15 protein-coding genes are annotated in these 14,861 nt (G+C 72.0%); 9 read left to right on the forward strand and 6 right to left on the reverse strand.

The window, feature by feature from the left end; translation table 11 throughout:
* Positions 1–102: 102 nt before the first annotated feature.
* Positions 103–375 carry an SHOCT domain-containing protein gene (locus ACTMTI_RS02725; RefSeq protein ID WP_441117968.1) on the reverse strand — a complete coding sequence of 91 codons (273 nt, stop codon included), beginning with the start codon at positions 373–375 and terminating at the stop codon, positions 103–105.
* 126 nt (positions 376–501) lie between these two features.
* Positions 502–2,238: a gamma-glutamyltransferase gene (ggt, locus tag ACTMTI_RS02730; protein ID WP_441117969.1), complete on the reverse strand. Its 1,737-nt coding sequence runs from the start codon at positions 2,236–2,238 to the stop codon at positions 502–504.
* Positions 2,239–2,332: 94 nt separating this feature from the next.
* Between ggt and ACTMTI_RS02735 the strand changes: the two genes are divergently transcribed.
* From ACTMTI_RS02735 to ACTMTI_RS02750, 4 genes are all read left to right on the forward strand, one after another.
* A complete protein-coding gene (locus ACTMTI_RS02735; RefSeq protein ID WP_441117970.1) occupies positions 2,333–3,442 on the forward strand; it encodes a sensor histidine kinase in 1,110 nt (369 codons plus the stop codon).
* Positions 3,439–4,086, forward strand: coding sequence for a response regulator (locus tag ACTMTI_RS02740; protein ID WP_441117971.1), 648 nt, complete (start codon positions 3,439–3,441; stop codon positions 4,084–4,086). Before ACTMTI_RS02735 ends, ACTMTI_RS02740 begins: the two co-directional genes overlap by 4 nt.
* A 91-nt stretch (positions 4,087–4,177) precedes the next feature.
* Positions 4,178–4,945: a class I SAM-dependent methyltransferase gene (locus tag ACTMTI_RS02745; protein ID WP_441117972.1), complete on the forward strand. Its 768-nt coding sequence runs from the start codon at positions 4,178–4,180 to the stop codon at positions 4,943–4,945.
* Entirely contained in the window at positions 4,929–5,300 is a 372-nt protein-coding gene (locus ACTMTI_RS02750) for a VOC family protein (protein ID WP_441117973.1), read from the forward strand. The genes ACTMTI_RS02745 and ACTMTI_RS02750 overlap by 17 nt, the downstream gene beginning before the upstream one ends.
* Before the next feature lie 83 nt (positions 5,301–5,383).
* Here the strand turns inward: ACTMTI_RS02750 and ACTMTI_RS02755 are convergent, their stop codons facing one another.
* Positions 5,384–5,563: a hypothetical protein gene (locus ACTMTI_RS02755; RefSeq protein WP_441117974.1), complete on the reverse strand. Its 180-nt coding sequence runs from the start codon at positions 5,561–5,563 to the stop codon at positions 5,384–5,386.
* Between the two features lie 137 nt (positions 5,564–5,700).
* On the opposite strand from ACTMTI_RS02755, the gene ACTMTI_RS02760 reads away from it, so the two are divergent.
* Together ACTMTI_RS02760 and ACTMTI_RS02765 are read left to right on the forward strand one after the other, a co-directional pair.
* Positions 5,701–6,483 (forward strand): SURF1 family protein, encoded by a 783-nt coding sequence (locus ACTMTI_RS02760; protein WP_441117975.1) that lies wholly within the window; start codon positions 5,701–5,703, stop codon positions 6,481–6,483.
* 2 nt (positions 6,484–6,485) lie between these two features.
* The gene (locus ACTMTI_RS02765) at positions 6,486–6,797 is read left to right on the forward strand and encodes a DUF3817 domain-containing protein (RefSeq protein ID WP_441117976.1); all 312 of its coding nucleotides are present in this window, start codon (positions 6,486–6,488) and stop codon (positions 6,795–6,797) included.
* A 21-nt stretch (positions 6,798–6,818) separates the two neighbouring features.
* Here ACTMTI_RS02765 and ACTMTI_RS02770 read toward each other — a convergent pair whose 3' ends face one another.
* From ACTMTI_RS02770 to ACTMTI_RS02780, 3 genes are all read right to left on the reverse strand, one after another.
* A complete protein-coding gene (locus ACTMTI_RS02770) occupies positions 6,819–7,013 on the reverse strand; it encodes a hypothetical protein (protein WP_441117977.1) in 195 nt (64 codons plus the stop codon).
* Between the two features lie 103 nt (positions 7,014–7,116).
* Complete coding sequence (locus tag ACTMTI_RS02775; protein ID WP_441117978.1) at positions 7,117–8,202, reverse strand: protein kinase domain-containing protein; 1,086 nt, start codon at positions 8,200–8,202, stop codon at positions 7,117–7,119.
* A 39-nt stretch (positions 8,203–8,241) separates the two neighbouring features.
* A complete protein-coding gene (locus ACTMTI_RS02780) occupies positions 8,242–9,096 on the reverse strand; it encodes an arylamine N-acetyltransferase family protein (protein WP_441117979.1) in 855 nt (284 codons plus the stop codon).
* Between the two features lie 73 nt (positions 9,097–9,169).
* Here ACTMTI_RS02780 and ACTMTI_RS02785 point away from each other — a divergent pair, with 73 nt between their 5' ends.
* From ACTMTI_RS02785 to ACTMTI_RS02795, 3 genes are read left to right on the forward strand one after another with little or no spacing between them, the layout of a single operon-like run.
* Positions 9,170–9,853, forward strand: coding sequence for a response regulator transcription factor (locus ACTMTI_RS02785; protein WP_441117980.1), 684 nt, complete (start codon positions 9,170–9,172; stop codon positions 9,851–9,853).
* Positions 9,850–13,221, forward strand: a complete 3,372-nt coding sequence (locus ACTMTI_RS02790; protein WP_441117981.1) for a DUF4153 domain-containing protein — start codon at positions 9,850–9,852, stop codon at positions 13,219–13,221. Before ACTMTI_RS02785 ends, ACTMTI_RS02790 begins: the two co-directional genes overlap by 4 nt.
* Positions 13,218–14,837 (forward strand): N-acyl-D-amino-acid deacylase family protein, encoded by a 1,620-nt coding sequence (locus ACTMTI_RS02795; RefSeq protein WP_441117982.1) that lies wholly within the window; start codon positions 13,218–13,220, stop codon positions 14,835–14,837. The genes ACTMTI_RS02790 and ACTMTI_RS02795 overlap by 4 nt, the downstream gene beginning before the upstream one ends.
* The last annotated feature ends 24 nt before the right edge of the window (positions 14,838–14,861 follow it).

Consider the following 14,861-nt stretch of genomic DNA (forward strand, 5'->3'; position numbering starts at 1 on the left):
TGCGACGCATGATCCGTCCCTCCTGGTGGATGGCCGTCTACGCGAACGTAACGCGCGCCCGTTGGCTGCGGCCAGTGACAGTTGTCGCACCCTTCGTGGCGTTTACGATGAGCCGCCCCTGAGAACGGCCATCTTTTCGAAGTATTCGTCGTCGCTCATCTCGCCGCGGGCGTACCGCTCGGCGAGGATCTGCTCGGCCGGCCCGGTCGGCGAGGCGGCGGCGGCCTGCGTGCGGGCCGGCCCCCACCAGCCCCTGCGCCGGGCCGTGATGGCCAGCGCGACGACGGCGACCCAGAACAGGCCCCAGAGGGCCGGGAAGACCGGCCAGAAGCCGCCGGCGGCCCAATGGGGACCCCACAGTGCGATCGTGTTCATGTTCTCCTCCTTGAGTGATACCTCAAGGGTCCGCGGGAGGAGGGCGCGGCGAATCGGACACCGGGCTCTGTCCGGGGTCCGCCCGGGGGAGTGCGCGCGCGGGCGGACCGTACGACCGCGGTGGTACTACTTCGTGGGCGCCACCACCATCGCGCTGCCGCCGCCGCGCCGGGCCGGCTCGGCCACGGCCTGGACACGGCCCCTGCCGATGAACTCCAGCGCCGTGGCGGCGCCGATCTCCGGGTTCAGCGCGAAGCTGTGCCCGCGGGCCTCCAGTTCGGCCCGGTATTTGTCGAGGAACGCCTGCTCGGCCAGGGTCTGGGCGGTGTTGCGCTGCGTGGCCCGCGGCGCGGCGACGGCCTCGGGCAGGCTCATGCCGAACTCGTACCGGTTGACCAGGATCTGCAGCACGGTCGTGATGATGGTCGAGCCGCCCGGTGAGCCGGCCGCCAGCACCGGCCTGCCGTCGTCGAACACCAGCGTCGGCGCCATCGACGAGCGCGGCCGCTTGCCGGGGCCCGGCAGGTTCGGGTCGCCGGGCGCCGGGCCGAAGCTGAAGTCGGTCAGCTCGTTGTTGAGCAGCACACCGCGGCCCGGCACCACGATGCCGTTGCCGCCGGTGGACTCGATGGTCAGGTTGTAGGCGATCACGTTGCCCCAGCGGTCGGCCACGACCAGGTGGGTGGTCTCGGGGCCCTCGTCGGTGATCGGGGTGGCGCTCCCGGTGGGCTGGGCGCACGGCTCGTAGGCGCCGTCCGGGTTGCCGGGCGGGGCCGGGTGCGGCATCGCCTTGTCGCCGATCAGGCAGGCCCGCTCCTTGGCGAAACCGTCGGACAGCAGCTCGCCGAGCGGCACGCCGGGGATGTCGCCGACGTACTTGCCGCGGTCGGCGAAGGCCAGCCTGGACGCCTCCAGGTATTCGTGCAGGCCGGCCTCCGGCAGGGATTCGAGGATGTTGAGCGCCTCGCCGACCGTCGATCCGCCGGAGGACGGGGGCGCCATGCCGTACACGTCCATGCCCTTGTAAGAGATCTTGGTGGGTTCGCGCATCAGGGCGCGGTAGGCGCGCAGGTCATCCAGCTCCATCAGCCCGGGGCGGACGTTGCGGGTGCTGCCGGGGGTGACCGGCGGCCGCTTGACGGTGGCCACGATGTCCTTGCCGAGCTGCCCGCCGTACAGCCAGCCGGGGCCGCGCTTGCCGAGCTGCCGGTACGTGTCCGCGAGCTCGGGGTTCTTGAAGATCGAGCCGACGGGCGGCGGGGCGCCGTTCGGGAGGTAGAGCTGGGCCGTGGAGGTGAAGTCCTTGAAGCGGGCGGCGTTGGCCGCGGTCTGGTTGTGGAAGGTCTGGTCCACGACGAAGCCCTCGGAAGCCACCTCGATCGCGGGCTGGAGCGCCTGCTTGAGCGAGATCGTGCCGAACCGGCGCAGGGCCAGATCCCAGTTCGCGACCGTGCCCGGCACGCCGGCCGACAGGCCGCTGGTGACGCCCTGCTCGAACGGGATGCCCTCCAACGACGTCGATGTCATGGCCTTGGGCGCGGTCTCGCGGCCGTCGATCGTGAAGGCCTTCCGCTGCCTGGCGTCGTAATAGACCATGAAGCCGCCGCCGGCCAGCCCGGAGGAGTACGGTTCGGTGACGCCGAGCACCGCGCCTGCGGCGACCGCGGCGTCCACGGCGTTGCCGCCTTTCCTCAACACGGAGATGGCGGCCTTGCTCGCGTCCAGGTCGACGGTGGCGACGGCGCCGCCGTACCCCTCGGCGACCGGGACCTTCTGCTCGGATAGGGGCTCGGCCGGCGCGGGATGGGCGGGCACGAGCGCGATGAGCGCTGCTGCTGCTGCGGGGACGATCACTCGGCGCATGGTGTCCACGATGACCCAGCTACCCCGATTGCGGTAGGGCCCTCTGCGACATGAGGGTGATGTGGGGGTCAGCTCGTTCGTCTAGCGTTGGGGCGTGCGCTCGAAGTCCGGATTCGCCCCGTATCTCGCCCTGATCGCGGCCGTGCTCCAGCTCGTGCTGTCGCAGGGCGCGCAGCGCGGGCAGCCGTTCAGGGAGCCACTCGACCCGCTGGCCTACGGATTGTTGCTGGTCGGCCCGCTGATGATCGTGCTCCACCGGAGATTTCCGATGACCACGGCCGTCGTCACCTTCCTGGCCACTTATGTCTATGTGTGGGGCGGATACCCCTACGGCGGCGTGTTCTTCTCACCGATCGCCATGCTGTTCTTGCTGGTGCTGCGGCGCCATCGGCGGATGGCCTGGATCCTGGCAGGGGCCTCCCTGGTGACCTTCACGGCCTATCCGTGGATCACGCTCCAGCCGGCGCGCGGCCTCTTCCACGACCTGGCGGTCACCTCGTTCATCCTGCTCACCATGGTGGTGGCGGAGCTCGTCAGGATCGCCCGCGAGCGCCGCGACCAGCAGCAGCGGGCCGCCGAGGAGGAGACCAGGCGGCAGGCCAGCGAGGAGCGCCTGACCATGGCGCAGGAGCTGCACGACGTGCTCGCGCACAACATCTCGCTCATCCACGTCCAGGCCTCGACCGCGCTGCACCTCATGGACGCCAACCCGGAACAGGCCCGCACGGCCCTGGCCACCATCAAGACGGCGTCCAAGGAGGTCCTGGGCGAACTGCGCTCCGTGCTGAACGTCCTGCGCGAGGACGCCCCGCGCGCTCCCACCGCCGGGCTCGACCGCCTCGGCGAGCTGATCGAGCGCTCGGGCATGGAGGTGACGCTCGAACGCGCCGGCTCGCGTCCGCTGCCGCCCCCGGTGGAGCGGGCCGCGTACCGGATCGTGCAGGAGTCGCTCACCAACGCCGCCCGCCATGCGCCCGGCTCCACCGTGACCGTGCGGCTGGAGTGCGGCGCGCACGAACTGGTCATCCAGGTGAGCGACACCGGCGCGACCACCTCTGCTGTACTGTCCGAATCAGGCAGCGGCAACGGCATCCCCGGCATGCGCGAGCGGGCCACCGCGCTGGGCGGCACGTTGGCCGCGGCCCCGTCGGGCCCGGGTTTCCGCGTCGAGGCCCGGCTGCCGCTACCCGAGGAGACCTCATGATCAACGTGCTGCTCGCCGACGACCAGGCGCTGGTCAGGGCGGGCTTCAAGGCGCTGCTCGACGCCCAGCCGGACATGACCGTGGTGGCCGAGGCGTCCGACGGCGCCGAGGCGGTGCGGATGGCGGGCGAGCATCGGCCGGACGTGGTGCTGATGGACATCCGCATGCCGGGCACCGACGGCCTGACCGCCACCCGCCGGATGCCGGAGGGGCCGCGCATCATCATCCTGACGACGTTCGAGCTCGACGAGTATGTCTTCGAGGCGCTGCGCAACGGCGCCAGCGGCTTCCTGGTCAAGGACACCGAGCCGGCCGAGCTGATCCAGGCGGTCCGGGTGGTGGCGGCCGGCGAGGCGCTGCTGTCGCCGAGCGTGACCCGCCGCCTGATCGCCGAGTACGCCTCCCGCGCCAAGGTACCGGTCGCCGCCGACGGCCTCGACCTGCTCACCGAGCGCGAACGCGAGGTGCTCGCCCTGGTCGGCACCGGCATGACCAACGACGAGATCGCCGCCAAGCTGTTCATGTCCCCGGCCACCGCCAAGACCCACGTGAGCCGGGCCATGATGAAACTCCACGCCCGCGACCGGGCCCAGCTCGTGGTCATCGCGTACGAGTCGGGGCTCGTCAAGCCGGGCTGGCTCTGAACCGTTCCCGGCCACTTTCTTGGGACGAGGGCGCACTCGCCTGACCGATATTTGGTTGAACGTCTGGCCGGGCCGCTGACAAGGTCGGAGGATGACGCGGCGCACGTACGACGACCTCGTCCGGGAGGCGGCCACCGTCTCCGTGGACGGCTGGGACTTCTCCTGGCTCGACGGCCGGGCCACCGAGGAGCGGCCCTCGTGGGGCTACGCCAGGCTGCTCGGCGAGCGGATGGCGGGGGCACGGGCCGCGCTCGACATCGAGACCGGCGGCGGCGAGATCCTGGCCGGCCTGCCCATCCTGCCACCGGTGACCGTGGCCACCGAGTCGTGGCCGCCCAACCTCGCGCTGGCCGCCTCCCGGCTGCGCCCGCGCGGGGCGTGGGTGGTGGCCGACGACGAGGCGCCGCGCCTGCCGTTCAGCAGTGGCGTCTTCGACCTGGTGAGCAGCCGTCACCCGGTGCGGACATGGTGGGAGGAGATCGCCCGGGTGCTGCGGCCCGGCGGGGTCTACTTCTCCCAGCAGGTCGGGCCGTGGAGCGTGGCCGAGCTGACCGACTACTTCATGGGGCCGCACGACGGCTCGGGCCGCGAACCCGACAAGGCCGGTGCGGCGGCCGAGTCCGCCGGGCTGGAGGTCGTGGACCTGCGCTTCGAGCGGCTGCGGATGGAATTCCGCGACATCGGCGCGGTGATCTACTTCCTGCGCAAGGTGATCTGGATCGTGCCGGGGTTCTCGGTCGAGCGCTATCGGGACAAGCTGCGCGAGTTGCACGAGCGGATCGAGGCCGAAGGGCCGTTCGTCGCGCATTCCAGCCGGTTCCTCATCGAGGCGAGGCGGCCCGATGGCCGCACTGCATGACGTCGTGATCGACTGCCGGCACCCGGCCTCGCTGGCCAGGTTCTGGGCCGCGGCACTCGACGGCTACGCCGTGGCGCCTTATGACGAGGCCGAGCTGGCACGGCTGCGCAGCGAGGGGATCGACGACCCGGAGGACGATCCAACGGTGCTGGTCGAGGGCGGGGGGCCGCGGCTGTGGTTCCAGCGGGTGCCGGAGCGCAAGATCGTGAAGAACCGCCTCCATCTCGACCTGCGCGCCGACGACCACGACGCCGAGCTGGCCCGGCTGACCGCGCTGGGCGCCACCGTGCTGGCCACGCACGACGACTGGGTGGTGCTGGCCGACCCGGAGGGCAACGAGTTCTGCCTCGCCTAGCGTCGTGACGCGGCGTACATGGGGTGGAGGAGGCAACGACGAAAACCCGCCACGGCGTCGCGGCGGGTCATCCTGCGGTCGGCCTACTGCAGCAGGAGGAAAGCGGCGATGCCGATGATCGCGATCGCCGCGACGACCGCGATGATGGGCAGCAGGGGCGACTTCTTGGGCTTGGCCGCGGCTTGCTGTTCCTGCTCGCGCGCATGCGCGAACGCACGGAAAGCCTGGGTGTTGCCCGCCGGGTCGATATGCTGGTCAGACATGGGCAGCAGCCTAGCGTGATCGGCTGCGGCATTTGCGACGTTTGGCGGGATCCGCCGGTCGAACTTCGCCGATCCCTGAGATGGGCCGCAGGCGGGCTGATTGCGGGACCGCCCTGTTCTGCGGATAGCTTGGATGCATGCTCAGGACCCTGTTCTCGCCCCGCATCATGGGGTTGCACGTGCTCACGATCGGGGTCCTGATCGCGTTCATCCTGCTCGGGCGCTGGCAGCTCGGGGTCTTCCAGGATTCGGGGAAGCCTCGCGCCTCCGTGGATCCCGGGCCCGTCGCGGTCGGCACGCTCGCCCCGACGGGCGCGCAGCTGAACGGTGAGCTGGTCGGCCGCAGGGTCACGGCCGGGGGCGTCTACGAGGCCGATCGCCAGCTGCTGGTCGCCGATCGGCGGGCCGACGTCGACGCCCCCGGCGGCAAGGTCTCGCGGGACGCCGGCTACTGGGTGCTCACGCCGCTCAAGCTCGACGACGGCACGCTGATGCCGGTGGTGCGAGGCTGGGTGGCCAGGAGCGACGACCCGGCGGTGGCTGCCGTGCCGCAGGGCAGGGTCACGGTGACCGGGCGGCTGCGGCCGCAGGAGGGCACCGACAGCGTCCAGCGGCGCGCCGGAGGCCTGCCCGCGGGGCAGGTCCAGACGGTCTCCACAGGCGAGCTGATCAACCTGTGGACCGGGCAGCGGGTGCGCACCGGCTATGTCGTGGCCCAGCCGCCGTCCGGCTCGCTGGCCCAGGTCAAGGTCTCACCGCCGATTGTGGGCGGCACCCTGACCTGGCGTAATCTGGCATATGCCGCCAACTGGTGGATCTTCGCGGGATTCGCCGTATTCATGTGGTTCCACTTCGTACGCGATGCCGTGCGGGCGGATCGGGACCGCGCCAAGTCCCCTGAGATGGCTCTGGAAGGTTAATCGTGGAATCGGCTCTGAAGCCCTTCCGGGCGCTCGCCTACGTGGTCGGCGTCATGCTGCTGGTGCTCTGCGTCGCCATGGTGCTGCGTTACGGCTTCGGCGACGCGGCCATGTCGAAGATCACCGCGCCCATTCACGGCGGGTTCTACATGATCTATCTGATCGCGGTCATGAACCTGGGCATGAAGGCACGCTGGACGTGGCCGTACATGCTCGGCGTCATGCTGGGCGGCACGGTGCCGTTCCTGTCGTTCTACGTCGAGCGCAGGGTGACCCAGCGCGTGCAGTCGGCGCTGGCCGTGGCGGAGGCCTGAGGGGCCCCCGCCACCAGGGGCTCAGCGGCCGATGCCGCGCTTACGGGCTCTCTTGAGCCGCTCGCGCTGCGACGGGTCGAGCATCAAGTAACCGACCACCGGGGCGGCGACCACGCCGAGGATAACCAGCAGGGTGATCCATCCGGCCCCGAAGAAGATCAGCGAGAGCAGAACAGCGGCGCCTGCGCCAATGGCGTACTTCTGGACTGGCGACATCCTCAACTTCCTCCGAACGCGGAGCGCGCGCCCCGCCTCTCCCACATTGTGCGTCGTCACTCCAACGAGTGGGCCCCTCTGTTGGTTCCGTTCGCGATGTATCTCAATCGCGCCACTGTCGCCAGGCGCGGTCTGCGGTGATCGACTCCAGGGCGCGGCGGAGCTCGTCCAGGGTGGGGCGGTCGGACGGGCTGCCCGACAGGAGCCGGTACAGGATCGGAGCCAGCGCGCCCGCGCGGCGCAGCGGAGCGCCGGGGGCGGGCGGCATGCCCTCGACGGCGGTGAAGAGCGTGGCGCCGAGCGACCACAGGTCGGCGGTCCGGCTCTGGACGCCTTCAGGAGCCGTGTACGCGGACGGGGTCCCCGACCGCAGCGACGGCAGCAGCGTGGCGTGGCCGGTCGCGCTGATTAGAACGTTCCCCGGCTGCACCCCGCCATGGAAGCCGGCACCCGTACGCAGCCGCTCGACCATGGCCAGGCCTATGGCGGCCACCTGGGCGGGCGGCAGCGGGCCCTGCGCCTCGACGAGCCGGTCCAGCGGCTGGTCCAGGGCCAGCCGTTCGAGCGTCTCGCGTACCATTTCCGCCGGGGGCGGCCCTGAGGGGTGCAGCATCGCCCTGATCAGCGACCTGAGCGGGTCCATCCCGTCGGCGGGGGCCGAGCGCGGCGGCCGGCCCTCGACCGCGAAGTGCAGCGTGGCACCCAGCGACCACAGATCGGCGGACGGCCACGCGCTGCGGCTCGGCAGCCCGAACCCGGTCAGCACGGCCCGGCCCGTCGGGGTCAGCAGGACGTTGCCGGGATCGACATGCCCGTGCACGATGCCCTCCGCGTGCGCGGCCGTCAGCGCGGACAGGACGCAGACTCCAGCCCTGGCCGCCTGCGGGACGGGGAGCGGGCGCCGCGCGCGCACGGTGTGCTCCAGCGACGCCCCCGAGACGAACTCCATGATCAGCCAAGGCGTGCCGGCCTCGACCACCACGTCGAGCACCCGCACGATCGAGGCGTGCCGCAGCACCATGGCCCTGCGCGCCTGGTGCAGCGCGGAGTCGCGCAGCTCGGCGGGGATGCGCAGCTCCCTGACCGCGACGTCACGGTGTCCGGACTCGTCGAAGGCCAGGCGTACGGATCCCGCGCCCAGGGGGTTGAGCAGCCGGTATCTACCGGCCAGTTTCCTGGTCTCTCCCATGTCGAGTCGCACGATAGCGCCCGTTCGCGGCCGTGGCCATCACGCCGGGTCGCCGGCCCGCCAGGCCTCATGAGCATCGTGCACCTTGCGCCAGAGCTTGTCCTTCTCATCGGCGCTCACGTCGTCGAGCGGCAGCCGGAACACGTCCGCCAGCGCCGCGTAGAAGTCACGCGCCGTGTCCAGGATGACCGAGCCGGAGCCGGAGCCGACGCGGGACAGGCGGAGCCCGCGCAAGACGTCCACGCCGTAGGCGTCGCGCCGCAGGACCGAGGGCACGCGGACGAACCCGGACGTCGGTGACGTGGTCAGGTGCTGATGCATGTCGATAAATGCGGACATGTCGGTGGGGGCGGGGTCGAAGTCCATGCCCTGGAACGAACCACTCGGATCGTGGTCGAGGCGCCAGCCGCCGGGCGCGATCTCCGACGGGCGCAGCACGTACTGGAAGGGTCCTTGCTGGTACGTGCCCGCGACCAGTGGGAGCGGCTCGTGCAGCGCGTCGCCGAGGCCGAGGTCGACCAGCCACTCGCCGCCCGGATTGGCCGCGGACGGCAGGCCGCGCACAGTGAGCACCAGGTGGTTGGCGTCGACGTTGGGCTCGCCGCCGTGGGCCTGCACTCCGCCGACGTGCCGGGTCACGTCGTAGCCGAGAGCCTTGGCCAGCTCGGAGAACGCGCCGTTGAGGTGGAAGCAGTAGCCGCCGCGGCCCCGGATGATGCGCTCGGCCGACTCGACGGGGTCCACGGTGGTGGGGCGGCCCAGCCAGATCTCCAGAGCCTCGTAAGGGACCGTCTCGATGTGGGCGACGTGGAGCTCCCGCAGGTTCTCTGCACTGGTGGGGGCGTGGAGCAGGTGCGGCAGGCCGATGCGGCGAAGGTATCCGGCAATGTTCACGCGCCCAAGTCTGCACCGTATGTGCACGATTAAGGAGGTGTCCTCTGCACAGGGCGCTTCTAGTCTTTCGTACGTGGCAGAGCAGCGACGCATCCTCGTGGTCGAGGACGATGAGACGATCGCCCTGGCCGTACGAAACCGGCTGGCTGCCGAGGGTTTCGACGTCAGGGTTGCGGGCGACGGGCACGACGCCCTCGTCCAGTACGGCAAGGCGGAGCCCGACCTGGTGATCCTCGACCGGCTGCTGCCGGGGCTCGACGGGTTAGAGGTGTGCCGCCGGATGCAGGCGGCCAGGCCGGTGCCGGTGCTCATGCTGACCGCGCTCGGCGAGGAGACCGACGTGCTGGTCGGTCTGGGAGTGGGGGCCGACGACTACTTGGCCAAGCCGTTCAGCATGCGTGAGCTGGTGGCCCGGATCCACGCGCTGCTGCGCCGGGTGGAGCGGGCGGCCCAGCTCGCGGTCGAGGACACCGTGATCAGGGTCGGCGAGGTGGAGATCGACACCGCGGCGCGCAGGGTGTTCGTGGGGGGAGTAGAGGCGCAGCTCACCAGGACCGAGTTCGACCTGCTGCGCCGATTGGCCGAGCGGCCCGGGCAGGTCTTCGAGCGCGACCGGCTGCTGTCCGACGTGTGGGGCTTCTCCGAGGCCGCCGCGACCAGGACCGTGGACAGCCACGTCCGGGCGCTGCGCCGCAAGCTGGGCTCCGACGTGGTACGCACGGTGCACGGCGTCGGCTACGCCCTGGTGCGGCGATGAGGCCGCTCGACTTCCTGGGCCGGATCAAGGTCAAGCTCGGGATCGTGATCGTGCTGGCCGTGGGAACGGCGTTCGTGGTCAACGAGGTCGGCATCAACTCCAACCTCTCCCGCGAGATCCGCATCGCGGTCGCCGTCGTCCTGGCGCTGATCATGGTGCAGGTCCTGGCCATGGGCATGACCAAGCCGCTGCGCCAGATGGCCAGCGCCGCCCAGACGATCGCCAAGGGCCGCTACACGCTGCGTGTCCGGGCCACCTCGCGGGACGAGGTGGGGGAGCTGGCCAGGGCGTTCAACGCGATGGCTGCCGACCTCGGCGAGGTGGACAGGCAGCGGCGCGAGCTCGTCGCGAACGTCAGCCACGAGCTGCGCACCCCCATCACCGGCCTGCGCGCGGTCCTGGAGAACGTCGTGGACGGCGTCTCCGCCCCAGACCCGGGCACCATGCGGACCGCGCTGGCCCAGACCGAGCGGCTCGGCCGCCTCGTGGCCCAGCTCCTCGACCTGTCCCGGCTCGATTCCGGCGTACGGCTGATCGAGCCCGAGGCCATCGAGCTGGCGCCGCTGATCGAGCAGGCGGTGCGGGAGGCGGCGCTGGCTCGCGAGGACGTCGTGATCCGGGCGGACGTCCCCGGCGATCTCGTGGTGCGGGCCGATCCCGACCTGCTCGCCCAGGTGCTGGCGAACCTCCTGGACAACGCGGTACGGCACAGCCCGCCGGACGGTTCGGTGACCGTGCGCGGCGCGGCCGAAGGGGACGGGGTGCGCATCGTCGTCGCGGACCTGGGGCCGGGGATCCCGGTCTCGGCCAGGGCGCGCGTGTTCGAGCGCTTCTCCCGGCTGGACACGGGGCGGGCGGCCGACTCCGGGGGTGCCGGGCTGGGGCTGGCCATCGTGAAGGAGATCGTCGAGCTGCACGGGGGTTCCATTCGCATCGACGACTGTGCGGGGTGCCGCATGGTGGTCGCGCTACCAGGGAGGACGATGATGGCTGAGGCGCCGTTAGAGGCGGGGGGCGGCGTCGCGGAGGCGGGTGTCGCTGCCAACGGGGACACCGTGTCCGAGCGGCACCCATCGGAGGGTGGCGTCGCGGGGGCCGGCACCGTGTCCGAGGGGGATGCCGTGGTGGCGGGCCGGGTTGCCGCTGCGAGCGCTGTGGCACCCGGGTCGGCGTCCGGAGGCGGCGGCGTGGACGGTGGTGAGGCCGGCGCTGCCGGCGGTGCCGTTGCCGGGGTTGCCGGGGTTGCCGCGGCGCACCACGCGCCTGCGGGTGGTGTGGCGGCGAGCGGCGCGGCTGTGGGTGGCGCGGCTGTCGGCGGCGCCGCTTCCGGGGTGGGGGCGTCCTTCGTTCATCCGATGGCGTCGCCCGCCGGCAGGTTCGGCAGGATGATCGCGGGTGGCTTCATCGGGCTGATGATCGGCTTCCTGTTCGGCATGTTCGCCGCCGTGTTCGTCAGCATTTCCTTCGGGGACGGGATGGCCCTGATCACGTTCGTCATGTGCACGGCGTTGATGGGAGCCGTCGGTGTGGCGCTCGGAGCCGGTTCCGGGCGGCGGGCGGCGGGCACGGCCTACCAGTCGGCGGCCCATCAGCCGATGTACCAGACGAGGGCTCAGCAGGCGGCCCAGCCGGGAACTCAGCAGGGCGTCCCAGCGGGAGCTCAGCAGGGCGCCCCAGCGGGGGCTCAGCAGGGGGCCCAGGCCGGGGTTCAGCCGGGCGCCACGGCCCAGATGCAGCCGGGCGCCACGGCCCAGATGCAGCCGGGCGCGGCGGCGGGGGCTCAGACGGGGGCTCAGACGGGGACTCAGACGGGGGCTCAGGCGGCGGGGGCGTACCCGGCTCCGGTGGCGGGGCCGTACCGGGGGCAGGCGGGGCCGCCGCCGTACGTGCCGCCGCCGCTCTTCCCCAGGCCCGAGCTGCCCGAGCCGCCCCGCTGGCTGTTGTCCGCCGCCGCCGGGGCCGGGGTGTTCGCCGCGGTGGCGCTGCCCGAGGCCCATGCCGGGCTGGGGATCGTGCTGGTGGCGATGGTGCTGGGCGCGGCGGCGCTGCCCGCGGTGGCGCGGCGGATGACGCCGTGGACGGTGGCGTTCGGGGTGACGGCGTACGGGCTGATCTCCATGGCGGCGGTGCGCGACGCCGACTGGCTGGTCGCGATCCTGCTCCTGGCGGGGACCGGGCTCGGCGCGCTGGCCGTCTCCGGGGCCGGTGCCGGGTGGCTCGGTGTGATCAGGGGCGGCGTGTCCGTGCTGCTCGCGCTGGGACCGGTGCCGTGGTTCCTGGCCCAGCCGATCAAGAAGCTGACCGCCAAGCGGCGCGTCGTTCCGACGCTCGCCGCGCTGGGCATCACGGCGGTGTTGCTGATGGTGTTCGGGCTGCTGTTCAGCTCGGCGGACGCGGTGTTCGCCTCGTACGTGGAGCGGCTGACCACCGCGCCGGACTGGGCCGAGTCGGCGCCGGTGCGGATCTTCCTGTTCGCCGTCTTCGCGGTGCTGCTGGCGGCCGTGGTGCTGGTCGCGCTCAGGCCGGTGGTCGATCCGGCGGGCCCCGAGACCAAGTTCAGCGTGAGCAGGAGCGTCTGGGTCGTCCCGCTCACGGCGGTGAACCTGCTGTTCGCCCTGTTCGTGGCGGTGCAGATCACGGCGCTGTTCGGCGGCAACGAGCTGGTGCTGAAGACGGCGGGGCTGACCTACGCCGAGTACGCCAGGCAGGGGTTCTTCCAGCTCGTGGTGGTCAGCGTGTTCGTGCTCGGCATCGTCGCGGTGGCCGGCGGGCTGCTCAGGACCGACCGCCGCGAGCGCTGGGTGCTGGCCGGGCTGCTCGGCGTGCTCTGCGGGCTGACCATGGTGGTGCTGGCCTCCGCCCTGCACCGCATGAACGTCTACACCGACGCCTACGGCCTGTCCAGGCTGCGGCTGTCCGTGCAGGCCACGGTCTGGTGGCTGGGCGCGGTGTTCGCGCTGGTGCTGCTCGCGGGCGCGGTACGGCTCGCGGGCCGCGGCTCCGGCTGGCTGCCGCGGACGATCGTCCTGGTCACCGGGCTCGGCCTGGGCGCGTTCGCGATCGTGAACCCCGACCTGCGGGTCGCGTACACGCAGGTGGAGGTGCGCGGCGTCACCAAGCTGGACTCCGACTACCTGGGCGACCTCGGCGCGGAGGCGGTGCCTGCCCTGGACAGGCTGCCGGAGCCGCAGCGCAGCTGCGTGCTCGCGGACGTGGTCAGGGCCAACGGGCTGGACCGGCCCGACCCGTGGAACGGCTGGAACCTGGCCCGGTCCCAGGCCCGCGAGCTGCTGGCCAAGCGGCCGATCCAGGAGTCGGTGCGGTGCGACACGGTGTTGTCGCGCGGCTCTGATTCAATCTTGGAGTGAGGTTCGACGTAGTCATCAGCGGCGGCCGGGTGCTCGACGGGACGGGCGCCCCGCCGTACCGCGCTGACGTGGCGATCGGCGGCGATCGGATCGCGGCGGTCGGCCGGTTGGACGGCGCGCAGGCGGACACCGTGATCGACGCGTCGGGGCGGTTCGTGGCGCCGGGCTTCGTGGACTGTCACGCCCACGGCGACGCGGCCGTCTTCGACCCGGCGGTGCAGCGGGCGGCGCTGCGGCAGGGGGTCACGACGTTCGTCCTCGGTCAGGACGGGCTGTCGTTCGCGCCCGGTTCGGCCGAGACCGTGGCCTACGCCGCACGCTACTTCGCCGCGGTCAACGGCCCGCTGCCGGTGGGGGCGCGATCGGGCGGGGCGTCGTTCGCCGGCGCCCTTTCCGCCGGCAGCCCGCTCGCCGGCGTGGTGGCGTTCGACGAGGCTCCGTACGAGGGGCCGCTGAGCGTGGGTGAGCTGCTCGACGGCTACGACCGGGCGGTGGCGTTGAACACCGCCTATCTGCTGCCCCACGGCACCATCCGGTACGACGTGATGGGGCCGTCACCCGACCCTGCCGCGCCCGGCGACCTGGCCAGGATGCGGCGGCACGTCGAGCGGGGGCTGTCGGAGGGCGCGGCCGGGCTGTCGAGCGGGCTCGAATACCTGCCCGGCCGCTATGCCTCCGCCGCGGAGCTGGCCGCGCTGTGCGAGCCGCTCGGCGGCCTCCCCTACGTCACCCACATGCGCGCCTACGGCGCCGCGGCCGGGGCCGGCATGGCGGAGGCGGTGGACATCGCAGCGCGCTCCGGCGCCGCCGTACACGTCTCCCACCTGCACGGACCCGCGGACGTGCTGCTGCCGCTGGTCGAGGACGCGCTCGCCGAGGACGTGGACCTGACCTTCGACACCTACCCCTACCTGCGGGGCAACACGATCCTGGCCATGGTCGTGCTGCCGCCGGCCGTGCCGGGCGCCGAGACCGGCCGCGCGCTGGAGATGATCGCGTCCGGTGAGCTCGACGAGTGGTGGCCCACGCTGGAGCGCACATGGCCGCGGCTGACCGTCTCTTACGCGCCCGGGATGGAGTGGACCGAGGGCCTGAGCATGGTGGCGGCGGCCGAGCGGGCGGGGGTGACGCCGGCAGAGCTCTGCCGCCGCCTCCTGACGGAGACGCGGCTGGAGGCGGGCGTCGTGATCGCCCGCACCGACGAGGGGCCGGAGGGGGAGGAGTCGGTACGCAGGATGCTGCGCCATCCCTCCCATACCGGCGGGTCCGACGGCATCTACGTGGGCGGGCATCCGCATCCGCGAGGCTACGGGGCGTTCGCCAGGTTCCTCGGCCGGCACGTCAGGGAGCTGGGGGACTGGACGTGGGAGCAGGCCGTGGTGCATCTGGCCGGGCATCCGGCGCGGCGGTTCGGGCTGGCCGATCGCGGGCTGGTGCGGGCCGGATCCGGGGCTGACGTGGTGGTGTTCGACCCGGCCGCGGTGGCCGACCGGGCGACGTACGCGGACCCGCGCAGGCTCGCGACCGGCGTCGACGACGTGCTCGTGTCCGGGGTGCGCGTGCTGGCCGGAGGCGAGCTCACCGGGGCCACGCCCGGGCGCGCGCTCCGGCCGTGACCGATTCCAGGGATTCGAAGGGGG

The organism is Nonomuraea sp. H19 (genome assembly GCF_052068215.1).
In the GTDB taxonomy this organism is placed as follows: Bacteria; Actinomycetota; Actinomycetes; order Streptosporangiales; family Streptosporangiaceae; genus Nonomuraea.